This window comes from Streptomyces sp. NPDC055955 (assembly GCF_042270245.1).
Taxonomy (GTDB): domain Bacteria; phylum Actinomycetota; class Actinomycetes; order Streptomycetales; family Streptomycetaceae; genus Streptomyces.
In genome coordinates, this window is the sequence record NZ_JBHJYS010000011.1 from 292,775 (window position 1) to 317,754 (window position 24,980).

General features: G+C 71.4%; 22 protein-coding genes. 10 read left to right on the forward strand and 12 right to left on the reverse strand.

What is annotated here, in order from left to right:
- Both ACFC96_RS23560 and ACFC96_RS23565 read right to left on the reverse strand, forming a co-directional pair.
- Window positions 1-339 carry a P-II family nitrogen regulator gene (locus tag ACFC96_RS23560; RefSeq protein ID WP_376256056.1) on the reverse strand — a complete coding sequence of 113 codons (339 nt, stop codon included), beginning with the start codon at window positions 337-339 and terminating at the stop codon, window positions 1-3.
- Window positions 336-1,655 (reverse strand): ammonium transporter, encoded by a 1,320-nt coding sequence (locus ACFC96_RS23565; RefSeq protein ID WP_376613962.1) that lies wholly within the window; start codon window positions 1,653-1,655, stop codon window positions 336-338. The genes ACFC96_RS23560 and ACFC96_RS23565 overlap by 4 nt, the downstream gene beginning before the upstream one ends.
- A gap of 167 nt (window positions 1,656-1,822) precedes the next feature.
- On the opposite strand from ACFC96_RS23565, the gene era reads away from it, so the two are divergent.
- A complete protein-coding gene (gene era, locus ACFC96_RS23570; RefSeq protein WP_376256053.1) occupies window positions 1,823-2,785 on the forward strand; it encodes a GTPase Era in 963 nt (320 codons plus the stop codon).
- A gap of 127 nt (window positions 2,786-2,912) precedes the next feature.
- On the opposite strand, the gene ACFC96_RS23575 is transcribed toward era, so the two are convergent.
- On the reverse strand, window positions 2,913-3,752 hold the full coding sequence (locus ACFC96_RS23575; RefSeq protein WP_376256052.1) for a helix-turn-helix transcriptional regulator: 840 nt from the start codon (window positions 3,750-3,752) through the stop codon (window positions 2,913-2,915).
- A 127-nt stretch (window positions 3,753-3,879) separates the two neighbouring features.
- Between ACFC96_RS23575 and ACFC96_RS23580 the strand changes: the two genes are divergently transcribed.
- A complete protein-coding gene (locus ACFC96_RS23580) occupies window positions 3,880-4,734 on the forward strand; it encodes an NAD-dependent epimerase/dehydratase family protein (RefSeq protein ID WP_376256050.1) in 855 nt (284 codons plus the stop codon).
- A gap of 10 nt (window positions 4,735-4,744) precedes the next feature.
- Here ACFC96_RS23580 and ACFC96_RS23585 read toward each other — a convergent pair whose 3' ends face one another.
- The 4 genes from ACFC96_RS23585 to ACFC96_RS23600 all read right to left on the reverse strand — a co-directional run bounded on the left by ACFC96_RS23585 (window position 4,745) and on the right by ACFC96_RS23600 (window position 8,805).
- Complete coding sequence (locus ACFC96_RS23585) at window positions 4,745-5,992, reverse strand: MFS transporter (RefSeq protein ID WP_376256049.1); 1,248 nt, start codon at window positions 5,990-5,992, stop codon at window positions 4,745-4,747.
- Window positions 5,989-7,329, reverse strand: coding sequence for a GH1 family beta-glucosidase (locus ACFC96_RS23590; protein WP_376613964.1), 1,341 nt, complete (start codon window positions 7,327-7,329; stop codon window positions 5,989-5,991). Before ACFC96_RS23590 ends, ACFC96_RS23585 begins: the two co-directional genes overlap by 4 nt.
- Before the next feature lie 65 nt (window positions 7,330-7,394).
- Window positions 7,395-7,661 (reverse strand): protealysin inhibitor emfourin, encoded by a 267-nt coding sequence (locus tag ACFC96_RS23595; protein ID WP_376256045.1) that lies wholly within the window; start codon window positions 7,659-7,661, stop codon window positions 7,395-7,397.
- A gap of 70 nt (window positions 7,662-7,731) precedes the next feature.
- Entirely contained in the window at window positions 7,732-8,805 is a 1,074-nt protein-coding gene (locus ACFC96_RS23600) for a M4 family metallopeptidase (RefSeq protein WP_376613966.1), read from the reverse strand.
- A gap of 292 nt (window positions 8,806-9,097) precedes the next feature.
- Between ACFC96_RS23600 and leuA the strand changes: the two genes are divergently transcribed.
- The 5 genes from leuA to ACFC96_RS23625 all read left to right on the forward strand — a co-directional run bounded on the left by leuA (window position 9,098) and on the right by ACFC96_RS23625 (window position 15,938).
- Window positions 9,098-10,816: a 2-isopropylmalate synthase gene (gene leuA, locus ACFC96_RS23605; protein WP_376256041.1), complete on the forward strand. Its 1,719-nt coding sequence runs from the start codon at window positions 9,098-9,100 to the stop codon at window positions 10,814-10,816.
- 166 nt (window positions 10,817-10,982) lie between these two features.
- Window positions 10,983-11,714 (forward strand): TerB family tellurite resistance protein, encoded by a 732-nt coding sequence (locus ACFC96_RS23610; RefSeq protein ID WP_376256039.1) that lies wholly within the window; start codon window positions 10,983-10,985, stop codon window positions 11,712-11,714.
- 177 nt (window positions 11,715-11,891) lie between these two features.
- Complete coding sequence (locus ACFC96_RS23615; protein WP_376613968.1) at window positions 11,892-13,982, forward strand: MMPL family transporter; 2,091 nt, start codon at window positions 11,892-11,894, stop codon at window positions 13,980-13,982.
- A 64-nt stretch (window positions 13,983-14,046) separates the two neighbouring features.
- On the forward strand, window positions 14,047-15,261 hold the full coding sequence (locus ACFC96_RS23620) for a sensor histidine kinase (RefSeq protein ID WP_376256036.1): 1,215 nt from the start codon (window positions 14,047-14,049) through the stop codon (window positions 15,259-15,261).
- Window positions 15,258-15,938, forward strand: a complete 681-nt coding sequence (locus tag ACFC96_RS23625) for a response regulator (RefSeq protein ID WP_376256034.1) — start codon at window positions 15,258-15,260, stop codon at window positions 15,936-15,938. The genes ACFC96_RS23620 and ACFC96_RS23625 overlap by 4 nt, the downstream gene beginning before the upstream one ends.
- Before the next feature lie 8 nt (window positions 15,939-15,946).
- Here the strand turns inward: ACFC96_RS23625 and ACFC96_RS23630 are convergent, their stop codons facing one another.
- From ACFC96_RS23630 to ACFC96_RS23650, 5 genes are read right to left on the reverse strand one after another with little or no spacing between them, the layout of a single operon-like run.
- The gene (locus ACFC96_RS23630) at window positions 15,947-16,882 is read right to left on the reverse strand and encodes a dihydrodipicolinate synthase family protein (protein ID WP_376256032.1); all 936 of its coding nucleotides are present in this window, start codon (window positions 16,880-16,882) and stop codon (window positions 15,947-15,949) included.
- The gene (locus ACFC96_RS23635; protein WP_376613970.1) at window positions 16,879-17,883 is read right to left on the reverse strand and encodes an oligopeptide/dipeptide ABC transporter ATP-binding protein; all 1,005 of its coding nucleotides are present in this window, start codon (window positions 17,881-17,883) and stop codon (window positions 16,879-16,881) included. The genes ACFC96_RS23630 and ACFC96_RS23635 overlap by 4 nt, the downstream gene beginning before the upstream one ends.
- Window positions 17,880-19,868, reverse strand: a complete 1,989-nt coding sequence (locus ACFC96_RS23640; protein ID WP_376613972.1) for a dipeptide/oligopeptide/nickel ABC transporter permease/ATP-binding protein — start codon at window positions 19,866-19,868, stop codon at window positions 17,880-17,882. The genes ACFC96_RS23635 and ACFC96_RS23640 overlap by 4 nt, the downstream gene beginning before the upstream one ends.
- Complete coding sequence (locus ACFC96_RS23645) at window positions 19,869-20,831, reverse strand: ABC transporter permease (protein WP_355688136.1); 963 nt, start codon at window positions 20,829-20,831, stop codon at window positions 19,869-19,871.
- A 30-nt stretch (window positions 20,832-20,861) separates the two neighbouring features.
- Window positions 20,862-22,484 (reverse strand): ABC transporter substrate-binding protein, encoded by a 1,623-nt coding sequence (locus ACFC96_RS23650; RefSeq protein ID WP_376256026.1) that lies wholly within the window; start codon window positions 22,482-22,484, stop codon window positions 20,862-20,864.
- Window positions 22,485-22,665: 181 nt separating this feature from the next.
- Here ACFC96_RS23650 and ACFC96_RS23655 point away from each other — a divergent pair, with 181 nt between their 5' ends.
- From ACFC96_RS23655 to recO, 3 genes are all read left to right on the forward strand, one after another.
- Entirely contained in the window at window positions 22,666-23,409 is a 744-nt protein-coding gene (locus ACFC96_RS23655) for a FadR/GntR family transcriptional regulator (RefSeq protein ID WP_376256024.1), read from the forward strand.
- 402 nt (window positions 23,410-23,811) lie between these two features.
- Window positions 23,812-24,027: a hypothetical protein gene (locus ACFC96_RS23660; RefSeq protein WP_376256022.1), complete on the forward strand. Its 216-nt coding sequence runs from the start codon at window positions 23,812-23,814 to the stop codon at window positions 24,025-24,027.
- Between the two features lie 186 nt (window positions 24,028-24,213).
- Entirely contained in the window at window positions 24,214-24,963 is a 750-nt protein-coding gene (recO, locus tag ACFC96_RS23665) for a DNA repair protein RecO (RefSeq protein WP_376256020.1), read from the forward strand.
- The last annotated feature ends 17 nt before the right edge of the window (window positions 24,964-24,980 follow it).

Here is a 24,980-nt window from a genome sequence, read left to right on the forward strand (position 1 = left end):
CTACACCGCGTCCGGCCCGCGCTCGCCCGTCCGCACGCGGACGACCGTCTCCACCGGGACCGCCCACACCTTGCCGTCGCCGATCTTCCCGGTCTGCGCCGCGCTCACGATCGCGTCGATGACCGGGTCGAGGTCCGCGTCCTCGACGACGACCTCGACCCGGATCTTGGGGACGAGGTCGATCCGGTACTCGGCCCCGCGGTAGACCTCGGTGTGGCCGCGCTGGCGCCCGTACCCGCTGGCCTCCGTGACGGTCAGGCCCTGCACGCCGAGCTCCTGGAGCGCGGTCTTCACCTCGTCCAGGCGGAACGGCTTGACGATCGCGGTCACGAGCTTCATGCGGGGGGCTCCTTCGACAGGGCGGAGTGGGCGGTGTGCGGGGCGGTGTGTCCGCCGTGGACGCCGTGATCGTAGGCGCTCTCCGCGTGCACCGTCTGGTCGAGGCCCGTCAGTTCCTCTTCGGCGGAGGCCCGGAAGCCCATCACCCGCTCGATCGCCCTGCCGACTCCGTACGTCACCAGGAACGTGTACGCCGCGACGGTGAGCACGGCGAGCGCCTGCCTGCCGAGCTGCCCGAACCCGCCCCCGTAGAACAGGCCCTCCTTGCCGCCGGTCATCGTGGCCGTCGCGAACAGGCCGATCAGCAGGGTGCCGACGACACCGCCGACGAAGTGCACACCGACGACGTCCAGCGAGTCGTCGTAGCCGAAGCGGAACTTCCACGCGACGGCGTACGAGCAGACGACGCCCGCCGCCAGACCCACCACGCAGGCGCCCGGCACGCCGACCACGCCGCACGCCGGGGTGATCGCGACGAGGCCGGCGACGGCGCCGGACGCGGCGCCGAACGTCGTGGGGTGACCGTCGCGCTTGTGCTCCACGAAGAGCCAGCCGAGCAGCCCTGTGCAACCCGCGACCAGCGTGTTGAGGACGGAGGCGGCCGCCACGCCGTTCGCGGCGAGCGCCGAGCCTCCGTTGAAGCCGAGCCAGCCGAACCAGAGCAGACCCGCGCCCGTCATCACCATCGGCAGGTTGTGCGGGCGCATCGCGTCCTTCCTGAAGCCGAGGCGCGGTCCCAGGACCAGGCACAGGGCCAGACCGGACGCGCCCGACGCGATCTCCACGACGAGGCCGCCCGCGAAGTCGAGCCCGCCGAGCGACTGCGAGATCCAGCCGCCGGGACCCCACACCCAGTGCGCCACGGGAACGTATACGAGCAGCGTCCACACCGGCACGAACACCAGCCAGGCCGCGAACTTCGTGCGGTCCGCGACCGCGCCGCTGATCAGCGCGGCCGTCAGGAACGCGAACGTGAGCTGGAAGGTGGAGAACAGGAACGTGGGGACCGTACCGGTCAGGCTGTGCGGGCCGATGCCCGCCATGCCCGCGTGCTCCAGACCGCCGATGAGGCCCGCGAACGCGTCGTCGCCGAACGCGAGCGAGTAGCCGGCGACCAGCCACACGACGGTGACCAGCGCGATCGACACGAACGACATCAGCAGCATGTTCAGGACGCTCTTCGTGCGGACCATGCCGCCGTAGAAGAGGGCCAGGCCCGGCGTCATCAGGAGGACGAGCGCCGTCGCGGCCAGCAGCCACGCGGTGTCGCCGGTGTCGAGGCCGGCGGCGGCCAGCGGCGCGTTCTCGGTCTGCACGGGGGGTCTCCTCGGGCGTGGGGGCGGACGACGAGCCTCACCGTCGCGCGTTTCCGTTCGCTGACCCGCGCGTTTCCGCGGTGTTTCGTGTTGCGCGGGGGTTTCCGGAGCCTCACGGCGGACCGGCTCGGCCCGCAGGTGCGGCGGGGCGCGGTGGATCAGGGACAATGGGCGCCATGAGCGTTCGTACCCAGTCATCCGAGCCGTCCGGGGAAGCGTCCCACCGGGCCGGCTTCGCCTGCTTCGTCGGCCGCCCCAACGCGGGCAAGTCCACCCTCACGAATGCTCTGGTCGGCAAGAAGGTCGCGATCACCGCGGACCAGCCGCAGACCACGCGGCACACGGTGCGCGGCATCGTGCACCGGCCCGACGCCCAGCTGATCCTGGTCGACACCCCGGGCCTGCACAAGCCGCGCACGCTGCTGGGCCAGCGGCTCAACGACGTCGTGCGCACGACGTGGGCCGAGGTCGACGTCATCGGCTTCTGCCTGCCCGCGAACGAGAAGCTCGGCCCCGGCGACCGCTTCATCGCCAAGGAGCTCGCCTCCATCAAGAAGACGCCGAAGGTCGCGATCGTCACCAAGACCGACCTGGTCGACAGCAAGCAGCTCGCCGAGCAGCTCATCGCCATCGACCAGCTCGGCAAGGAGCTCGGCTTCGAGTGGGCGGAGATCGTGCCCGTCTCGGCCGTCGGCGACAAGCAGGTCGACCTGCTCGCCGACCTGCTCGTCCCGCTGCTGCCTCAGGGCCCCGCGCTCTACCCGGAGGGCGACCTCACGGACGAGCCCGAGCAGGTCATGGTGGCGGAACTGATCCGCGAGGCCGCGCTGGAGGGTGTGCGTGACGAGCTGCCGCACTCCATCGCCGTCGTCGTCGAGGAGATGCTGCCGCGCGAGGACCGCCCGGCGGACCGGCCGCTCCTCGACATCCACGCCTTCGTCTACATCGAGCGCCCCAGCCAGAAGGGCATCATCATCGGCCCGAAGGGCAAGCGCCTCAAGGACGTGGGCATCAAGTCCCGCAAGCAGATCGAGGCGCTCCTCGGCACGCCTGTCTTCCTGGACCTGCACGTGAAGGTCGCGAAGGACTGGCAGCGTGACCCGAGGCAGCTGCGCAAGCTGGGGTTCTGAGCCGGAATCCACGGGCCGGCTGGGTGAGCGGGGGTCCGTGTCGGTCGCGCGAGCGGGGGTCCGTGTCGGCCGGGCGAGTCGGAACGTTCGTCGGCCGCGCGGGCTCGGCTTTCAGGTCCGGTAGGCGCTAGCTCTCGTACGTGCTCGGGGTCAGGTCCTGGAGGCCCACGACCCTCAGCAGCTCCAGGCGTTCGTACGCCTCCGTACCCGGCCGTGCCGAGTGCACGACGAGCTGCTGGTCGTGGCCGTCGCTGAGCAGCACCTCGCAGTCGAGGTCGAGGGCGCCGACCACGGGGTGCAGGAAGCGCTTCGGTGAGGGGCGGCGCACCACGACGTCGTGGGACTGCCACAGCTCCTCGAACTCCCGTGACCCCGCACGCAGTTCGGCCACCAGGGCGGCCGGGCCCGGGTCGTCCGGGCGGGCCGCGGCCACCTTCCGCAGGCTCGCCACGTGGGCGCGGGCGTGCGCCTCGTGGTTCTCGGGCGGGAACATGGGCCGGGTCGCCGGGTTCGTGAACCAGTCGCGGATCATGTTCCTGCCGGTGTGGTCGCCGGTCAGGGCCACCGACATCGTGTTCTGGGCGAGCATCTCGCCCCAGTCGCTGATCACCGACGCCGGCAGATCGTGCAGCCGGTCCAGAATCAGCAGCAGCCCCGGCCGCACATGCCCACAGGAACGGCCGGGACGGGGCGGCTCCTCGCCCGCCAGATGGAACAAATGGTCGCGCTCGGCGTCGTCGAGCCGCAGCGCACGGGCCAGCGCCGTCAGCATCTGCCGCGACGGATGGGACCCGCGGCGCTGCTCCAGGCGCGTGTAGTAGTCCGTGGACATCCCGGCGAGCTGTGCCACCTCCTCGCGGCGCAGTCCCGGCGTGCGGCGCCGCACGCCCGCGGTCAGGCCCACGTCGGCGGGCACCAGGCGGGCGCGGGAGCGGCGCAGGAAGTCGGCGAGTTCGGCTCGGTTCACCTCTTCAGGATCGCTCGGAACCGGTCGCGTAACCAGGGAGCGCCAGTCCCTGGACAACCGCGTCTCTCCCGCCCGGCCCGCCGGGCGCGCAGGCTCAGGACATGGCTACGAACACGAGGAGGCGGCCATGCTGACACTGGTGACGGGTGCGACGGGCAAGGTCGGGCAGCGGTTCGTGCCGCGACTGCTGCAGGGCACGGCGCCGGGCGACCAGGTGCGGGTGCTCGTGCGGGACGCGGCGCGCGGTGAGCGGTTCGCCGCGCTGGGCGCGGACGTGGTGGTCGGCGACCTGCGGGACGCGGACGTGCTCGGCAAGGCGACGGCCGGGGCGGACGCCGTGGTGAACGTCGCCGCGGCCTTTCGCGGAGTACCCGACGAGGAGGCGCGGGCGGTCAACCGGGACGCCGCCATCGAGCTGGCCCGGGCCTCCGTGGCCTCGGGAGTGCGGAGGTTCGTGCAGGTCAGCACGGGTCTGGTGTACGGCAGCGGGCGCGGCAGGCCGCTGGCCGAGGACGACGAGACGGTGCCGGGCGGCCATCTGTGGGGGGCCTACCCCGAGTCGAAGTGGGAGGCGGAGCGCGCGCTGCGGGCGATGGACGGTCTCGACGACCTCCGCATCGCCCGGCTTCCCTTCGTGTACGGGGACGGGGATTCGCACCTGGCCGACGTGACGCAGATGGCGTCGAACTGGCCGGCCATGCAGCGCCTGCACATGGGCCACCACGCGGACGTCGCCCAGGGCCTGCAACGGCTGCTCCACGCGCCGGGCGCGCACGGCGTCTACAACATCGCCGACGACGCCCCGGTCACCCTGGTCGACGTGCTCGGGCTCAACGGCGTGCCGGTGCCGCCGGAGGCGTACGACAAGGTGGACCCGGATCCCTGGGCCGGTGTCATGTCGACGGCGCGCATCCGCCGCGAACTGGGCTTCCGCCCGTTCTTCCCGTCCGTGTGGACGGCGCTGGACGCCGGCGCGCTGTAGCCCCCGCCCGTCAGGCCACCGACCGGATCCGGCGCACCAGGAGCGCCCCCGCGAGTCCGATCACCGCCGCGACCAGATACAGGACGCGGTAGCCGCCGAGGTACGTGACGATCGGCGCGGCGAGCGCGGGCGCGGCGACCTGGGGCAGGGAGTTGGCGACGTTGATGACGCCCAGGTCCTTGCCCCGGTCCATGGCCTTGGGCAGGACGTCCGTCATCAGCGCGAAGTCGACCGAGGTGAAGACACCGAAGCCGACGCCGAGGACCGCGGCCGCGACGATCGCGCCGGGCCAGGTCTGCCAGCCGGACAGCGCGGCCGTCGCCACGGCCATCAGGACGCCCGACCAGATCACGAAGGGCTTGCGGCGCCCCACCCGGTCGGAGGCGACCCCGGCCACGACGACGGTGCACAGCAGGGTCACGCCGTTGACCGCCGTCAGGATCAGCACCCCCTGGTCGGGGTCGCCGTAGTGGAGGCGGTCGCGCAGGTAGTAGAGGAGGTACAGGAGCACCAGCGCGTTGCTGAGGTTGATCAGGAAGCGGGTCAGCCAGGCCCATCCGAGGTCGGGGTGGCGGCGGGGGCTGAGCCAGAACCCGGCCAGGAAGGTCCGCCAGGCCCACGGCGGCCGGTCGGCCGCCGCGAGCCGCAGGTCGGGATGGCGCAGCACGTACGGCAGGACGCCCACCAGGGCGAACACCGCGCACGCCGTGTACCCGGCGCCCACCCCGCCCACGACCGTCGCGAGCCCCGTGCCGACGACCACGCCCAGGATCTGCGCGGCGCCCAGCCAGCCGCCCACCGCGCCGCGCTGGAGCCGCGGCACCCGGTCGGGCACGGCCGCCGTCACCGCCGCGAACGCCGCGTTCAGCGTCAGCTGCACCAGGCACCAGCCGGCCGCCATCGTCCACACGGACCCGGCCCCGGCCAGCAGGAGCAGCGCGCACGCGCCGCCGCCCGCGCCCGCCACGATCCACGGCGTACGCCGCCCGAATCGCGACACCGTACGGTCCGAGAGCGCGCCGAAGAAGGGGTTCGCGGCGAGCGACACCACGGCGCCCACCCCGGTCACCCACGCGAGCAGCGTCTCCTTGGACATGCCGGTGCCGGGCGCGAAGTCCTCGGCCTGGAGGGCGAGCAGGATCTGCAGGGGCCCGTACCAGCCGACCCAGATCGCCCCGTTGGCCAGCGACAGCGCGGCCGTCCAGCCGCGCCCGACGCGCTCGACGGGCTCGTCGAGCGCCGCGACGGCGGCCGTCATGCGCGCTGCGCCCGCAGCACGTCCCGCAGCCAGTGGTACGACGCCTTCGGCGTGCGCTCCAGGGTCGTGTAGTCGACGTGGACGAGGCCGAAGCGGCGCGCGTAGCCCTCCGCCCACTCGAAGTTGTCCATCAGCGACCACACGAAGTAGCCGCGCACGTCGACGCCCGCCTCCAGAGCGCGGTGCAGGGCCCGCAGATGGCCGTCCAGGTACGCGATCCGCTCCTGGTCGTCCACACCCTCGTAGCTGCAGCCGTTCTCGGTGATGACGAGGGGCGGGAGCCGGTCGCCGTAGCGGTCGCGGAAGGCGAGGAGGAGCTCGGTGAGCGCTTCGGGGACCACCGGCCAGCCGAAGTCGGTGACGGGGTATCCCTCGATCTCCCTGGGGGAGAAGGGGAGTTCGGGCGGCAGGGTGAGGCCGGAGAACTCCGTCGCCCCGCCGGAGGTGAGCGGTGCGCCCACCTTGGTCGGCTGGTAGAAGTTGATCCCGTACCAGTCGACGGGCTCCGCGATCACTTTCAGATCGGCGTCCACGTCGCCCGGCATCAGGTCGCCGATGCCCTCCGGGTAGGCGCCGAGGAGCAGCGGGTCGGCGAAGAGCCGGTTGAGGAGCACGTCGTAGAAGTCCGCGGCCTCACGGTCGGCGGGGTCGTCGGAGGCGGGCCAGGTCGGGCCGTGCGAGTTCGCGATCCCGATGTCCGTGGCGCCGGCCGCGCGCAGCGCCCGCACGGCGAGGCCGTGGGCGAGGAGCTGGTGGTGGGCCACCGGCAGTGCGTCGAAGAGGAGCTGCCTGCCGGGCGCGTGCTGGCCGAGCGCGTGGCCGAGGAGGGTGTGCTCGGCGGGCTCGTTGAGGGTGATCCACTTCTGTACGCGGTCGCCGATGCGGTCCGCGACCTCGGCCGCGTAGTCCGCGAAGAGTGACGCCGTGTCCCGCTTCAGCCAGCCGCCCGCCTCCTCCACGGACAGCGGGGTGTCCCAGTGGAAGAGCGTCGGCACGGGCTGTACGCCCGCCGCGCACAGCGCGTCGACGAGCCGGTCGTAGAAGTCGAGGCCGCCCGGCGACATGACCCGCGGCCAGGAGACGGAGAAGCGGTACGCCCCGACCCCGAGGCCGGCGATCAGCGCCACGTCCTCGCCATAGCGGTGGTAGTGGTCGCAGGCGACGGCGGCCGTCGAGCCGTCCTTCACCCGCCCCGGCTGTGCCGTGAATGCGTCCCACACCGAGGGGACGCGCGCGTCGATGGCGCCCTCGATCTGGTGGGCCGAGGTGGACACGCCCCACAGGAAGTCGTGCGGGAACTGAGGTACCGGATCGCTCGCTGCCATGCGCGCGATCATCGGTACCGTCGGTAACAGAAGTCAACGCCCGTGCAGGAAAAGGTCGTTGCACCCACGAAAGGCGGCTACGCCCCTTCCTTCAGGACCCGCGAGATCAGCCCCCGCTGCTCGTCCGTGAGCCGCGGGTCCGCGCAGTACACGGTCCTCCCGTCCACCGTGATCGTGTAGCTGAACCCGTCCGGCACCCCCACCGGCGGCGTGCCCCGGCCCGCGGCCAGCGCCTGCTCGGCCAGGGCGTGCCACTCGTGGGCGTCGGCACGGCCCGAGGTGTCGACCTCGGCCCGCCGCTCGATCCCGGCGAAACCTCCGGTGCGGATGACCTGAATACGCATGGGACCTGTCTACTCCAGCGGCCGCCCGCTGCCCAGCCGGGCGACCGCCGAGCTCCGTCCCGCGCCGGCCCTACTCCGTCGGTACGCCGACCTGCGACCAGGCCTTCTGGACGGACTCCAGCTCCTCGCCGCCCTCGAAACGGGTGCGCGCCGCCTTCACCGTCAGCTTCGCGAAGTCCGCGAAGGACGCGTCCTGCGCCAGCTCGCCGCCGGTCAGGACGTCGTACCAGATCTGCCCGGCCCGCTCCCACGCGTTGCCGCCGAGCGCCACGGCCAGCAGGTAGAAGGCGTGGTTCGGGATGCCGGAGTTGATGTGGACGCCGCCGTTGTCGCTGCTCGTCCGCACGAAGTGGTCCATGTCGGCGGGCTGCGGGTCCTTGCCGAGCACGTCGTCGTCGTACGCCGTGCCGGGCGCCTTCATGGAGCGCAGCGCCTTGCCCGTGACGCGCGGCGCGAGGAGGCCCGCGCCGATCAGCCAGTCGGCGTCGGCGGCACTCTGGCCGAGCGAGTACTGCTTGATCAGGGAGCCGAAGACGTCCGACACCGACTCGTTCAGGGCGCCCGGCTGCCCGAAGTAGGTGAGGTTCGCCGTGTGCTGGGTGACACCGTGCGTCAACTCGTGGCCGATCACGTCGACCGGGATGGTGAAGTCGAGGAAGATCTCCCCGTCCCCGTCGCCGAACACCATCTGCTCGCCGTTCCAGAACGCGTTGTTGTACTCGTTGTCGAAGTGCACGGACGCGTTCAGCGGCAGGCCGCTGCCGTCGATGGAGTCGCGGGCGAACTTCTCCAGGTACAGCTCGAAGGTCGCGCCGAGGCCCGCGTACGCGCGGTTGGCGGTCGCGTCCTTGCCGGGCTCGTCGCCCTCGCCGCGGACCTTCGTGCCCGGCAGCTCGGTGCGGTGGCCCGCGTCGAAGACGGTGCGGTGCGGCTTGTGCGCGACGGCGTCCGCGGGCCCGGCCACCGACGGGGCGCCGATCACGGTGGTCAGGCGGCGGCGCGTGCGCTCCAGGGCGTCGCGTTCCAGGGTGCGGCGGGCCGGTGCCGAGAGCGCGGGGTCGCCGGACCGGGCGGCCTTGTCGAGGATGTGGGGCGGCACGATGGTGCAGAAGACGGGCTCGAAGCCCGTACGGTTCGCGGTCATGGCGGCAATGTGGCACTGCGTGACCTCACTGTCACTACCCGCGGTCGAAGTTCATGAAATAGAGGTATTCGTCACCTCTTGCCCGTTACCTGACGTCGATCCCGCATACTGATACACACCCGCGTCCCTCCCACGGCTGGGTTAGGCTGCGACGCATCATGCGTTACGGGCTGCTTCTCCTTAGCTGCCGCGGCGAGGGCCTGTAGTCGAGGCCGACCCCCTCCCCGCGGAGTTCGGTGTTGCGCTTAGACCGTCGGCCGTCCTTCCGGACACACCCGAGGAGCTCCCGCACATGCCGAACTTCCAGCGCCCCACTTCCATGCCGGTCCACAAGTACGGACAGTACGAGCAGGTCGACATCCCCGACCGCACGTGGCCCGGCAAGCGCGTCACCGTCGCCCCCCGCTGGCTCTCCACCGACCTGCGCGACGGCAACCAGGCGCTGATCGACCCGATGTCCCCGGCCCGCAAGCGCGAGATGTTCGATCTCCTGGTCCGCATGGGATACAAGGAGATCGAGGTCGGCTTCCCCGCCTCCGGCGAGACCGACTTCGCCTTCGTACGGTCGATCATCGAAGAGGGCGCGATCCCGGACGACGTGACGATCTCCGTGCTGACGCAGGCGCGCGAGGAGCTCATCGAGCGCACGGTCCAGTCCCTGAAGGGCGCCAGGCGCGCGACGGTGCACCTGTACAACGCGACGGCGCCGACCTTCCGCGAGATCGTCTTCCGCGGCTCCAAGGAGCAGATCAAGCAGATCGCCATCGACGGCACGCAGCACGTCATGGACTACGCGGAGAAGATCCTCGGCCCCGAGACGACCTTCGGCTACCAGTACAGCCCGGAGATCTTCACCGACACCGAGCTGGACTTCGCACTGGAGGTCTGCGAGGCGGTCATGGAGGTCTACAAGCCGGGTCCCGGCCGCGAGATCATCCTCAACCTGCCCGCCACCGTGGAGCGTTCGACGCCGTCCACGCACGCGGACCGCTTCGAGTGGATGCACCGCAACCTGTCGAACCGCGAGTACGTCTGCCTGTCCGTGCACCCGCACAACGACCGCGGCACGGCCGTCGCCGCCGCCGAGCTGGCCCTGATGGCCGGCGCCGACCGCATCGAGGGCTGCCTGTTCGGCCAGGGCGAGCGCACCGGAAACGTCGACCTGGTCACGCTGGGCATGAACCTGTTCTCGCAGGGTGTCGACCCGCAGATCGACTTCTCCGACATCGACGAGATCCGCCGCACCGCCGAGTACTGCAACCAGATGGAGGTCCACCCGCGCCACCCCTACGCGGGCGACCTGGTCTACACGTCCTTCTCCGGCTCCCACCAGGACGCCATCAAGAAGGGCTTCGAGGCGATGGACGCGCGGGCCGAGGCCGCCGGCAAGTCCGTCGACGACATCGAGTGGGCGGTCCCGTACCTGCCCATCGACCCGAAGGACGTCGGCCGCTCCTACGAGGCCGTCATCCGCGTCAACTCGCAGTCCGGCAAGGGCGGTATCGCGTACGTCCTGAAGAACGACCACAAGCTGGACCTGCCGCGCCGCATGCAGATCGAGTTCTCGAAGATCATCCAGGCGAAGACGGACGCCGAGGGCGGCGAGGTCACGCCGAAGGAGATCTGGTCGGTCTTCCAGGACGAGTACCTGCCCAACGGCGAGAACCCGTGGGGCCGCATCCAGGTCAAGGCCGGGCAGAGCACGACCGACACGGACGGCGTCGACACGCTGACCGTCTCGGCCGACGTCGACGGCGAGGCCACCGTTCTGACCGGTACGGGCAACGGCCCGATCTCGGCGTTCTTCGACGCCCTGCAGGCCGTCGGCATCGACGCCCGCCTGCTGGACTACCAGGAGCACACGATGAGCGAGGGTGCCTCCGCGCAGGCCGCCTCGTACATCGAGTGCGCGATCGGCGACAAGGTCCTGTGGGGCATCGGCATCGACGCGAATACGACACGCGCGTCGCTGAAGGCCGTGGTCTCCGCGGTCAACCGCTCCGCGCGCTGACCCAGGTCACCGGCACCTTCACCGGCCCCGTCCGCCCTCGTGGCGGGCGGGGCCGCGTCGTATACCGGCCACGGTCCCGTACAAGGTGATGACGCCGTATCAACAATGTGGCTAACATCACGCCCAACCAGGCGATGTGGCCTGGGGGTCGACGGAGGTGTGCGACGTGCTGCCGATTTGGGGACGAACCGACCGTAACGGGCTTGCTGGTCAAGCATCGCTTCCAGCCGCGCGTCCCCTGTCGCGTCTCATCGGCGTCCGCACGGCCTGGACCACCGTCGGCGACGGGGAGTTCTTCTGTCCCGGCTGCGGCGGTGACCGCAACTACCGACGCCGCACGGGCCGTCGCCGCTTCGTGCTCCTCGGCATCCCGCTCCTCCCGCGCGGCGCCACCGGGCCCGTCGTCGAATGCGCCGCCTGCGAGGGCCGGTTCGCCGCCGACGTCCTCGACCACCCCACCACGCACCGCTTCTCCGCGATGCTCCGCGACGCCGTCCACACCGTCGTCCTCGCGGTCCTCTCCGCGGGCGGAGTCTCCTCCCGCACCGCCCTCGAGACCGCCGTCGCGACACTGCGCGGCGCCGGGTTCGACGACTGCTCGGACGTCCGACTCGCCGCGCTCGTCGAGGCGTTGCTCACCGACGCGGGCCGCGTCCTCGAGCACTGCGGGCCCGGCGCCGGACTCGCCATCGAACTCCACGAGGCCCTCGACCCGCTCGCCCCGCACCTCGCCCCCGCCGGACGCGAGTCGATCCTCCTCCAGGGCGCCAGAATCGCGCTCGCCGACGGGCCCTACACGCCGGCCGAACGCGACGTACTCAGCACCGCGGGCGCCGCCCTCACCATGTGCACCGATGAGGTGTCCCAGCTCCTGGAAGCGGCCCGCACCCCGTCGTGACGCCGTACGGCGGGCCCGTACTCCCCAGGGAGTAACGAGCCGCCGCACGCACCCCCGGCAGTACCCCGCACCTCGCCCTCACGCCCGACGAACCGAGGCCTCCCCGACGGGAGTCTGGAGACGTCCTGTCCGACCGGACGGTGACACCGGACACCGTGATGCGAGGGAGGCCCACCGATGGGGGGCGTACCGACAAAGAGGCGCCGGGCCGCCGTGCCCTGGACGCTGCTCGGCCTGTGGATCGTCGTGCTCGCGATCGCCGGGCCCTTCGCGGGCAGGCTGAGCGACGTCCGGCACGACCGGGCCGTCGACTATCTGCCGGCGAGTGCCGACTCCACGCAGGTGGCGAAGATCCAGGACGAACTGCCGGGTGGCGAGAGCACCGAACTCGTCCTCGTCTACCACCGCGACGGCGGACTCACCGCCGCCGACCGCACCACGGCCGCCGCCCAGGTCGCCCGCGTCGACCGGACCTTCGACCTCACCGCGGTCCCGAAGGGCGTACCGTCCCGCGACGGCGCCACCCTCATGTACCCGGTTGCCAGCACCACCCCGGGACACGACGAGAAGGCCCGCGACGCCTTCGTCCACGAGGTGCGCGACATCGCCCACGACACCGGCGGCCTGAGCGTCGACACCGGCGGAGCGGGAGCGCTCGCCACCGACGCGAGCGAGGTCTACGGCTCGCTCGACGGCCCCCTGCTCTACACGACCGTCGCCGTCGTCGCGATCCTGCTCGTCCTCATCTACCGCAGCCCGTTCCTGTGGCTCGTGCCACTCGTCGTCGCGGGCATCGCCGACTTCCTGTCGATGGGCGTCGCCTACGGGCTCCACCAGGCGTTCGGCACCACCGTCAGCGGCCAGAGCTCCGGCGTGATGACGATCCTCGTCTTCGGCGCGGGCACCGACTACGCGCTGCTGCTCGTCTCCCGATACCGCGAGGAACTGCGCCGCACCGAGCGGCCCCACGACGCGATGCGGGCCGCCCTGCGCGGCTGCGGGCCCGCCGTCCTCGCCTCGTCGGGGACCGTCGCCGTCGGCCTGTTGTGCCTGCTCGCCGCCGACCTCAACAGCAGCCGCGGCATGGGACCGCTCGGCGCCGTGGGCGTCCTGTGCGCGCTGGCCGCCATGCTGACACTGCTGCCCGCCGTCCTCGTCCTCCTCGGAAGGCGCGTGTTCTGGCCGCTCGTCCCGGCGTACGGCTCCACGCCCAAGGCCCGCAGGTCCCTGTTCGCGGCGATGGGCAGCTCGGCCGGGCGCCGGCCGCTGACCGTCCTCGCCTCCGGCGCCCTGCTCCTCGGGGCGCTCGCGCTCGGCGTGTTCAGCCTGCCCGGCAACCTCAAGCAGGAGGACACCTTCACCGACAAGCCGGACTCCGTCGTCGCGATGCAGACCCTCGCCGCCGCCTACCCCGAGCGCGGTACCCAGCCCATCAGCGTGATCACCCCGACGGGCCGCGCCGGCCAGACGCTCGCCACCGCGCGCGACGTGCCCGGGGTCGCCGCCGCCGAGCGCGTGCGCAGCGGACACGGCTGGACGGAGATCTCCGTCACCGCCTCCGCCCCGCCCCAGTCCTCGGGCGAGACCACCACCATCGAGACCCTGCGCGACCGGCTCGACGGCGAGGGCTCCTACGTCGGCGGACAGAGCGCCCAGCAGCTCGACCTGAAGGACACCGACTCCCGTGACCGCAAGGTCGTCGTGCCGATCGTCCTGGCCGCCGTCCTGCTGATCCTCGTCGTGCTGCTGCGCAGCCTGGTGGCGCCGCTGATCCTGCTCGGCGCGGTCGTCGCCGTGTGGGGCGCCTCGCTCGGCATCGCCGGGCTCGTCTTCGGGCCGCTGTTCGGCTTCCAGGGCACCGATCCCGGACTCGGCCTGCTGACCTTCGTGTTCCTCGTCGCCCTCGGTGTCGACTACGGCATCTTCCTCATGCACCGCATGCGCGAGGAGTCCCTCGCGGGCGCCGAACCCGGAGCCGCCGCGCTGACCGCGCTGCGCACCACGGGAGGGGTGATCGCCTCGGCGGGACTCGTCCTCGCCGCGACCTTCTCGGTCCTCACCGACATGCCGCTGGTGTCGCTCGTCGAGATGGGCTTCGTCATCGCGGTCGGGGTGCTCCTGGACACGTTCCTCGTGCGTACGTACCTGGTGACGTCGGCGAGCATGGCCCTCGGCCGTACGGTGTGGTGGCCCGGGCCGCTGTCCAGGAAGCCGCAGCCCCAGCCACCGGCGGAGGAACCGGAGCGCACCCTCGCGCCCGCCCCCTGACCGTACGGCGCCCCTCACTCCCCGGAGGGGCGTCCTCCGCGCCCTCCTGACGGAAGATGAACCGGTGGACGTCAAACACATCCTGGTCCCGGGCCTCGGCCGGCGCGACGTCAGCGCCGCCCGGACCCTGCGCGAGGACACGCTCCTCGCCGCCGTCATGGCGGTCGCCGCCGTCGTGATCGCGCTGACGACGAGCGGCAACGGCCGTCAGCCCGACGCGCTCGGCTGGGCCCTGCTCATGGCCGCGCACGTCCCGTCGGCGTTCCGGCGGCGGGCGCCGGTGCGGGCGTTCCTCGGCCTCGTCGTCTGCGTGGCGCCGTACCACGCGCTCGACTACAACCACACGGCGCCGATGGCCGTCTCCATGACCGCCCTCTACACGGTCGCCGCGACAGGGCGTCCCCTGCGCACCCTGTTCCTCGGCGCCGGCGTCCTCGGCATCATGCTCGGCGTCAAGTTCGGCGAGGGCATGAACGAGGGCACGCAGGCGCTGCGGATCTCCGGCTGGATCGTCGCGTTCCTGCTGGTGGGCGTCATCGTCCGTGTCCACCGCCAGTACGTCGCCTCGGTCGTGGAGCGCGCCGAGCGAGCCGAACGCACCCGTGAGGAGGAAGCCCGGCGCAGGGTCGCGGAGGAGCGGCTGCGCGTCGCCCGCGACCTGCACGACCTGCTCGCCCACAGCATCACCCTCGTCGGCGTCCAGACCTCGGTGGCCGCCCACGTCCTGCACGCCGACCCGGACCGCCTGGACCGCGCCGCCGTCGCCAAGGCGCTCGACGACATCGCCGAGACCTGTCGCACCGCCCGCGGCGAACTGCGGGCCACCCTCGAAGTGCTGCGCGCCGGCCCCGACGACGGCCGCGGCCCGCTCCCCGGGCTCGACGGCCTGCCCGACCTCGCCGAGGCCGCCCGCACCGCCGGAGCCACCGTCGACCTGTCCGTCGAGAACGTGGAGGCGCCGCCCGCCGTGGGCGCCGCGGCCTACCGCATCGTGCAGGAGGCACTCACGAACGCCGTCCGGCACGGCGGTCCCGGACTCACCGTCCGCGTCGGCATCCGCAGCCGGGGCGATGCCCTCCACCTGCGTGTCGCCGACGACGGCACGGCGCCGCCCTCGTCACCGTCCTCGTCCTCGCCCGAGCCGGGCCGGCCCGCGGGCTTCGGCCTGCTCGGCATGCGCGAGCGGGCCCGCAGCGTCGGCGGCACCCTCGACGCCGGGCCGCGCGCCCAGGGCGGATTCGAAGTCGCGGCGGTCCTGCCGACCGGGGTGGCACAGTGACCGGGGCCCAGCCCGTGCGCGTACTCCTCGCCGACGACCAGACCCTCGTACGGGCCGCGTTCGCGATGCTCGTCGAGTCGGCGCCCGACATGGAGGTCGTCGGCCAGGCCGGTACCGGCCGCGAGGCCGTGGAACAGGCCCGCACACACCGTGCCGACCTGATCGTCATGGACATCCGCATGCCCGACCTCGACGGCATCGAGGCGACCCGCCTGCTCGCCGCCGACGAGGACCTCGCGGGCGTCAAGGTCCTGATGCTGACGACGTACGACACCGACGAACACGTCGTCGAGGCGCTGCGGGCGGGCGCGTCCGGATTCCTCGTCAAGGACACCAAGCCGGCCGAACTCCTCGACGCCATCCGCGTCGTGGCCGCCGGCGAGTCCCTGCTGTCGCCCGGCCCCACGGCCCGCCTGATCGCCCGCGTCCTGCGCGCCCCGGCCGAACCCGGGCCCGTCCCGCCCGGCCTCGCCGCGCTCACCGACCGCGAGCGCCAGGTCCTGACCCTCGTGGCACGCGGCCTCACCAACACGGAGGCCGCCGAGGTCCTCGGCCTCAGCCCACTCACGGCGAAGACGCACGTGAGCCGCATCATGGGCAAGCTGGGCGCGCGCGACAGGGCCCAACTCGTCATCGTGGCCTACGAGTCGGGACTGATCGAGCCGGGTGGCGCCTGACCGCCGCGCTACAGCAGACCCGCCGCCGCGAGGAACTTCCCCACCCGTTCGATCTCCTCCGCGGACAGCGGGATCTGTGGATCCGCCGTCAGGGGGCAGTCGATCACGCCCCGCAGATACAGGGCCGCCTTGAACGCCCCGAGCGCGGACGAACTCCCGCCCATCCGCGCCGGATCCCCCACCCGCACCATCCGGAACAGCGCACACAGCCGCTCCTGCTCGCCGCGCGCCCGCTCCCGGTCACCGGCCCGGCAGTACGCGTACAGCCGCGCGTATCCGGCCGGATCGACGTTCCCGAGCCCCGGTACCACCCCGTCCGCGCCCATCGCGAGCGCCGAGTCCACGGTCAGCTCGGACCCGGTCAGGACGCTGAACCCCGTGATGTCGGCGCGCGAGCGCGCGCCGACGACCACCTCGCGGAACGCGCCCTCGTCACCGCTGGAGTCCTTCAGGCCGGCGAGCGTCCCGTCGGCGGCCAGGTCGAGGACGAGGTCGGCGCCCAGTTTGGAGTGCACCGACACCGGCAGGTCGTAGGCGAACACCGGCAGGCCGCACCGTTCGGCAAGGAGCCGGAAGTGGCGGGCGATCTCGGCCGGGTGGGTGCGCGTGTAGAAGGGCGCCGTGGCGACGATCGCGTCCGCGCCCGCCTCCGCCGCCGTACGGGCGTGGTCGAGGACGCGCAAGGTCGCCATGTCGATCGCCCCGGCCAGGACGGGCAGCTGACCGGCGACGTGACCCACGACGGTGTCGACGACCACTTTGCGGTGCCGGTCGGGCAGGAAGGCCGCCTCACTGGAGGAGCCGAGCACGAAGAGTCCGTCGACGCCACCCGCGACGAGGTGGTCGACAAGGCGTACGAGGGAACCGACGTCCACCTCGTTGTCCGGGGTCAGGGGCGTGCAGACGGGCGGGACGACTCCGGTCAGCGGGGTGAGTGGCGTCATGAGACCTCCTGGACGAGTTCGTGCGTGGACTGCCCCTCGCGCACGGGATGGTGACAGCGGAAACGATGCCCCTCACCGCCCTGCTCGAACTCCGGCATCGACTCCGCGCACATCGCGTCGGCCTTCCAGCACCGCGTGCGGAACGGGCAGCCGCTCGGCGGATGCGTGGCCGACGGCACCGGGCCGACCAGCGGGATCGGGTCGATCGGGGCGAGCAGACCGGGCGTCGCCGAGAACAGCGCACGGGTGTACGGGTGCCTGGCCCGGTCGAGCACGTCGTCCGACGGCGACTCCTCCACGATCCGGCCCAGATACATCGTGATCACGCGGTCGCTCATGCGCCGCACCGTCTGGATGTCGTGCGAGACGAACACGAGGGCGAGGCTGAGGCGTTCCTTCAGGTCGAGCAGCAGGTTCAGGATCTGCGCCCGCACCGACACGTCGAGCGCGCTCGTCGGCTCGTCCGCCACGACCAGCGCGGGTTCGAGCGCCAGCGCGCGGGCGATGGCCACACGCTGGCGCTGCCCTCCCGACAACTGCCCGGGCAGCGCCCCGGCGAGCGCCCCCGGCAACCCGACCAGGGACATCAGCTCCCGTACGCGTTCCGCGCGTGTGGCGGGTGTGCCGCGGCGGTGGACGTCGAGGGGGTCGCGCAGGATCTGGCGGACGGTCAGGCGCCGGTTCAGGGCCGTCGACGGATCCTGGAAGATCATGCCGACGCCCTCGCCGACGGTGGCGCGCCGCTCGCCCGGCTTCATGGTCCACAGGTCGTGGCCGTCCACGACGACCGTGCCGGACGTCGGGCGCTGCACCCCCACGAGGACCTTGGCGAGGGTCGACTTGCCACAGCCCGACTCGCCCACCACGCCGACCGTCTCGCCGGGCGCCACGGACAGGTCGGCGCCGGTGAGGGCGTAGACCCGGTCGCGGGTGAACAGGCCGCCGGAGCGGGCCCGGTGCACCACATGGGCGTCCCTCAACTCGACCACGGGATCCGTCACTTCAGAGCCTCGCTTCCCCGGGGAGCCGGAACCGTGGGCGGTGGGACCACCGCCGGATGGTGACAGGCCGACGCGTGCCGCCGGCCGCCGAGCAGGTCGGGCGCCGTCGTCCGGCACACCTCGCTCGCCATCGGGCACCGGTCGGCGAAGCGGCAGCCCGCCGGGAAGTCGGCCGGCGACGGCACGACGCCCCTGATCTGCGTCAGCCGGTCCGCCGCCGTCTCCAGTGAGAGGACCGAGCCGAGCAGCCCGCGCGTGTAGTGGTGGGTGGGCGCCTCGACGAGGTCCGCCGTCACGCCCGTCTCCACGATCTGCCCGCCGTACATCACGACCACCCGGTCCGTGACGTCGGCGACGAGCGCCAGGTCGTGCGAGACGAGGATCAGCGCGAAGCCCAGCTCCTCGCGCAGCCGCAGCAGCAGCTCGATGACCTGCGCCTGCACGGTCACGTCGAGCGCGGTCGTCGGCTCGTCGGCGACGATCAGCTTCGGGCTGCGCGACAGGGCCATCGCGATCAGGACGCGCTGGCGCTGCCCGCCCGACAGCTCGTGCGGATAGCTGCGCAGGGTCCGCTCGGGGTCGAGACCGACGAGGGAGAGCAGTTCGGCCGGGGTGCGCCGGCCACCGCGGCGTACGACCTGCTTGAGCTGGGAGCGTACGGTCATCGCCGGATTCAGGGACGACAGGGCGTCCTGGTAGATCATCGCCATGTCGTGGCCGAGGAGTCGGCGCCGGGCGCCCGGCGCGCGGCCGACCAGCTCCTGGCCGTCGAAGGTGACCCGGCCGCGGATCCGTGCGCCCTTGGGTTCGAGGCCCATCACGGTCAGCGCGGTCAGCGACTTGCCGCACCCCGACTCACCGACCAGGCCGAGGACTTCACCGGGCCGCACGTCGAACGTGATGCCGTCGACGATGTCCACGCCGCCGTGCCGCGCGTCGAAGCCGATCGCGAGATCGGTGACCTGGAGGACGGGGTCACCCTCGGGCAGGGGCCGGGCACGGGACCTCAACCGGGTGGCGGCCTCGGTGAGGCCGGGCAGTTCGAGGACCGTGCCGCTGCCGGGCTTCGGCGCTTCGAGACGGTCCGCCTCGGCACCGGACACGTCCCGCGCGGCGGGCGCGGCCCACGCGTCGGACACGCCCTCGGACAGGATGTTGAGCGCGAGCACCGTGAGCAGCATCAGCAGGCCGGGGAAGACGGTCGCCCACCAGCCCCCGATCAGGACCATGTTCTTGCCGTCCGCGATGACACTGCCCCACGACGGGTCGGGCGGCCGGACCCCCGCCCCGATGAACGACAGCGACGCCTCGAAGACGATGGCCTCCGCGACCTGCACCGTGCAGAACACCAGGACCGGCGCCGCGCAGTTGACCGCGACGTGCCGCAGCACGATGTGCGGCGTGCGCGCCCCGATGACCCGCTCGGCCGTCACGTAGTCCTCGCCGTACTGGTCGAGCACGTTGGCCCGCACGACACGGGCGACGGGCGGAGTGAACAGGAACGCGATCGCGCAGATGAGTACGGGGATGCCGCCCCCGAACACGGCGACGAGGACGGCCGCGAGCGCGATCCCGGGGAACGCCATCACGACGTCGAGGCAGCGCATCAGCGTCTCGTCCACCGCCTTGCGCGACGTCGCCGCGAGCGCGCCGAGCACCGCGCCCACCACCAGCGCGAGCAGCGTCGCGCCGAGCCCGATGGCCAGCGACCAGCGGGCCCCGTACATCAGCCGGCTGAGGATGTCGCGGCCCAGGCTGTCCTGGCCCATCCAGTGACTGCCCGACGGGTGCCCGGTGCCGTCGGTCTGCGGCTGCTGGTCGAGCGGGTCGTGGGGCGCGAGCAGCGGCGCGAACAGCGCCATGAGGACGACGACCGCGACCACGGCGACCGCGATCCGGGACAGGACGGGCAGCCGGCGCAGGGAGCGCAGCCGGACGCCCGGCCGGGACAGCGCCTCGGTGAGCGCCTTGCGGGAGGTGACCATCTAGCTCTGCGCCCCCCTGAGCCGCGGGTTGACCATCAGATACAGGATGTCGATGGCGAGGTTGACGACGACGAACCCGACGGCCGTCGTCAGGACGACCCCCTGGACCACCGCCGGGTCACCGTTCTTCACCGCGTCGATCATCAGCTTCCCCATCCCCGGCAGGGAGAAGATCGTCTCCGTGACGACCGCCCCGCCCAGCAGATAGCCGACCCGCAGTCCGAGCACGGTCAGCGGATTGATCAGGGCGTTGCGCAGCACGTTGCGCCCCACCACGACGACCGGCGGCAGCCCGCTGCCGATCGCCGTACGGACGTAGTCCTTGTCCAGCTCCTCGACGACCGCCGTACGCACGATGCGCGTCAGCTGCGCCGCGACGGGCAGGGACAGCGAGAGCGCCGGGAGCGTCATGCACGTGAGCCAGCCCGTGAAGGAGTCCGCCGGGTTGATGTAGCCGCCGGTCGGGAACCAGCCCTGCCCGACCGCCAGATACTGGATCATCAGCAGCGCCAGCCAGAACCCGGGCGCCGCCACGCCCGTCAGCGACACGACGCGGATGATCTGGTCGAGGAGCCGGTCGCGGTGGATGGCCGCCGTGACACCGAGCACCAGGGACACCACGACCGCGACCGCGAGGCCGAGGAACGTCAGTTGCAGCGTCAGCGGCAGCGCGGTGGTCACCTGGTCGACCACCGGCTGCCGGGTCAGGGCGCTGACGCCCATGTCGCCCCGGACGAGATCGCCCACGAAGTGGAAGTACCGCACGGGCAGCGGATCGAGCAGCCCGTTGCGCTCCCGGAAGTCGTGCAGCTGCTGCGGCGTCGGATTGGCGCCCTGGAAGAACGCCGACGCCGGGTCGCTGTCCGAGAACCGCATGACGAGAAACACGAACAGGACGATGCCGAGCAGCAGCGGCACGAGCAGGACCAGGCGGCGGGCCAGAATTCTGGCGATCACGACCACGGGCACGAACTCCTTCGCGGGAAAGGCGCGTTACGCGGGCTTGGCCTTGAGCACGTTGATCCCGGGATAGGGCTGCGCCTGCACACCGGTGATCTTCTTCGGGTCCCAGGCCGTCATCAGCTCGTTGTGCACGACCGGGTAGAGCACGGCCTGCTCGGCGACGACGTCGATGTACTCCTGGATCATCGTCTTCTTCTTCGCCGGGTCCGGCTCGCGCGTGGCCTGGTCCATCAGCTTGAAGAGGTGCTTGGCGTCGGAGCTGTCCGCCCAGCGCGCGTAGCCCATCCACAGGTTCGAGGGGCCGTAGTTGTAATGCATGATCAGGTCGGCGTCGAGCCCGAACTGGTTGGGGTTCGAGGCGGCCGCCACGATCTGGTAGTCCTTCTTCTGGTCCATCTTCGTGAAGACGGCCGTGGTCTCCTGCGGATCGAGCGTGGTCTTCACGCCGATCGCGTCCCACGACGCCTTGATCGTCGGCAGGCAGTCCATGATCCACGACACGTTGACGGACATCAGGGAGACGGTGAGCCCACTGACCCCGGCGTCCTTGAGGAGCTTCTTCGCCTTCTCGGGGTCGTAGTCGTACACCGTCTTCGCCGGCCGGTGGTCGGGGTTGCCCTCGTTGAGGAACGAACTCGACGCCTTTCCGTGCCCCTTGAGCGCGACCTCGATCATCTTCTGCTTGTCGATGGCGTAGTGCAGGGCCTGACGCACCCGCACGTCGTCGAACGGCTTGTGCGCGGTGTTGAACATCAGGAAGAGGTTGTTCATCCCGGCCCCGCCCTCGACGGTGAGGCCGCCCTTCTTCAGCTGCGCGATGTTCGCGTACGGGATGTTGTCCGCGATCTGCGCGTCCGCGCTGCCCCCGGAGATCTTCGCGACGCGGGGCGCCGCGTCCACGATGGTCAGCCAGTTCATCTTCTTGAACGACGCCTTGCGCGGCCCGTTGTAGTCCGCGAACGCCTCGAACGTGGTGTTCGTCTTCGGCTGGTGCGAGGTCTGCCTGTACGGGCCCGAGCCGACCGCCTTGCCCTTGGTCGCGTCGTCCCACGCGCCCGGCTTCGAGAACACGTGCTTCGGCATGATCTTGGCGAGGGTCAGCCGCGCGGCCCCGTCCGGGAACGGGAACTTGAGGACGAGCTCGACGGAGTCGTCACCCGTCTTCCTGACCTCCTTGAGCCAGCTCTCGAAGAAACCTTTGGCGAGCGACTGCGTGCCCGGGTCGAGGATCCGGTCGAAGACGAACACGACGTCGTCCGCGGTGACGGGCTTGCCGTCGTGCCACTTCGCGCCCGCGCGCAGGGTGAACTTCCAGGACGTGGTGGCCAGTTCGGCGTCCGTCGGCACCTTCGTGGCGAGCGCCGCGTACGGCTCGCGCGTGATCGGGTCGGTGTCGAGGAGCCCTTCGTAGATGTGCTGGTTGCCGGCCATGGCGAAGGCCGACGCGGTCTGCGTCGGGTCCCAGCTTCCGTCGTTGCCGTACCCGATGACCGCGGTCAGCGAGGCTCCGCCGCCCTTGCCGCCGCCCGTGTCGTTGGTGGACTTCGGCCCGGACGAACAGGCCGACAGGGAGGTGGAGAGGGCAGCGGCCGCGCCGAGGGCGCCGGTGTACTTGAGGAAGGATCGGCGGCCGGTCGGCTCGTGGTCGCTCATGGTGCCTCCAGAGAGGGAGATGCGCGGAGATCCAACGTCCTACGTCTTGGTAGCGACGTGACCATAAGAGCGCCGCGAGGGCCGGTCAAGAGATCGCGCACAGAAGCCCGGAGGGTCCCGGGCGCCGGACGGGAAGAAGTTTGGTTCCGACATGGGACGTGGGACGTCTGCTGCGCCTACGATGCGGCGCATGTCTGAGGAGCCCAGGAACCCGGCGATACGGCACCGCCGCGTCAGCCAGCAAGTGCAGCGCGCGGTCACGCAGCTCATCCTCGACCAAGGGCTGCGACCCGGTGAACTGCTGCCCACCGAGGCCGAGTTGATGGAGTCGCTCGGCGTCAGCAGAAACTCCGTACGGGAGTCCCTCAAGGCCCTCCAGGCGCTCGACATCGTCGAGATCAGACACGGCTACGGCACCTATGTCGGCCAGGCCTCCCTCACCCCGCTCGCCGACGGCCTCACCTTCCGCACCCTGCTGCGGCCCGCCTCCGACGCGCACGCCCTCGCCGAGATCCTCCAGGTCCGCGAGATCCTCGAGGAGGGGCTGATCCGCAGGGTCGCCGCGGCCCCGCTCCCCCCGGAGATCCTCGACCGGCTCGACGCCATCGTCCGGAAGATGGCCGCCGCGGGCCAGGCCGACGAGCCCTTCGCCGACCTCGACCGGGACTTCCACGAAACCCTCTACCGCTCGCTGGGCAACGAGCTGATCCCGCAGCTCCTCGGCGCGTTCTGGAACGTCTTCGACCGTGTCGCCGGCGCGCGCTCCTGGTCCAGCGACCCCGATCCCGACGTCACCGTCAGCCGCCACCGCGACATCGTCACGGCCCTGCGCGCCCGGGACGCCGCCGGCGCGCAGCGGGCCATGGCACATCACTTCCGGGGCATCGAGGCACGCGCGGAACAGGAGACGAGAGGCGTCGAGTGAGCGCGCCGGATTCCTGTGGAGTTACGCGCACACATTCCCCCTGATGCAAACAGTATCGAGCATCCCCGTTCCGAATGGGGTGTTCGAATTGGCTCGCCGCATAGAGCCCAGAGGTCCTTCCCACTCTAATTGGCACGCGTACCCGCCGGTGCGGGAAGCGTGAAATTCGACAGCGGCGGGGAGCCATCTGACGTGGGCGGAACGGCGGCCCGGGCATGCGGTCCCAGGCGCGGGAAGAGCTGGGAGAATACCCGCGGCGGAGGTCAGGAATTACCTCTCGCGTCACAGCGCCGACGATTCAGCGCCACGTCCCGTGTCCGGTCGTGGAATGGGGCCGTTGTTTCGGTTGACGCCGCCGCCCGCCGGGAAACGCACGGAACGTATGGACAGGAGCCAACGCCGATGAAGCCGCCAATCGGTTCTTACGCCGTCGACATCAGCACCGGCCAGGTGGGCCGGGTCATGGGGCACGAGGGTCCGTACGTTCAGCTCCGGCCCTTCGGAGGCGGCCGCGAATGGGACTGCGCCCCGGACACGGTGCGGGTGGCGACGACCTCCGAGCGGCTGCGGGCGGCAACGGCCTACGCGAACGCCAGGAGCCGCGGCGAGGTCACCTGACCCCACCCCTTCACAGGTCCCCCGACTCCACTCCTGAGGCGTAGGCGAGAATGGGCCCATGAGCCTGTTCCGCGACGACGGCATCGTGCTGCGCACCCAGAGGCTGGGTGAAGCGGACCGCATCCTGCTGTTCTCTCCCGGGGGGCGACCCCCGTACCCCCGGCCGGAGCTTCGCGGGGGCGTGCGATGAGCCTGTTCCGCGACGACGGCATCGTGCTGCGCACCCAGAAGCTGGGTGAAGCCGACCGCATCATCACGCTGCTCACCCGCAACCACGGGCGCGTGCGCGCCGTGGCGCGCGGTGTGCGGCGCACCAAGTCCAAGTTCGGCGCCCGGCTCGAACCCTTCTCGCACGTCGACGTGCAGTTCTTCGCGCGGGGCAACGAGCTGATCGGGCGCGGGCTGCCCCTGTGCACCCAGAGCGAGACCATCGCCCCGTACGGCGGCGGCATCGTCAGCGACTACGCCCGCTACACCGCCGGCACCGCCATGCTGGAGACCGCCGAGCGCTTCACCGACCACGAGGGCGAGCCTGCCGTCCAGCAGTACCTGCTCCTGGTGGGCGGACTGCGGACCCTCTCCAGAGGCGAGCACGAACCCCACCTCGTCCTCGACGCCTTCCTGCTGCGCTCCCTCGCAGTGAACGGCTACGCCCCGAGTTTCGGTGACTGCGCGAAGTGCGGCCTCCCGGGCCCCAACCGGTTCTTCTCCGTCGGCGCGGGCGGCTCGGTTTGCGTCGACTGCCGGGTACCGGGCAGCGTCGTACCCTCACCGCAGGCCCTCGGCCTCCTCGGCGCGCTGCTGACCGGCGACTGGGAGACGGCGGACGCGTGCGAGGCACGCTTCGTGAGAGAGGGCAGCGGACTGGTGTCGGCGTATCTGCACTGGCACCTGGAGCGCGGACTGCGCTCCCTGCGTTACGTAGAGAAAAGCTAGAACTGAGCTAGGGGAGA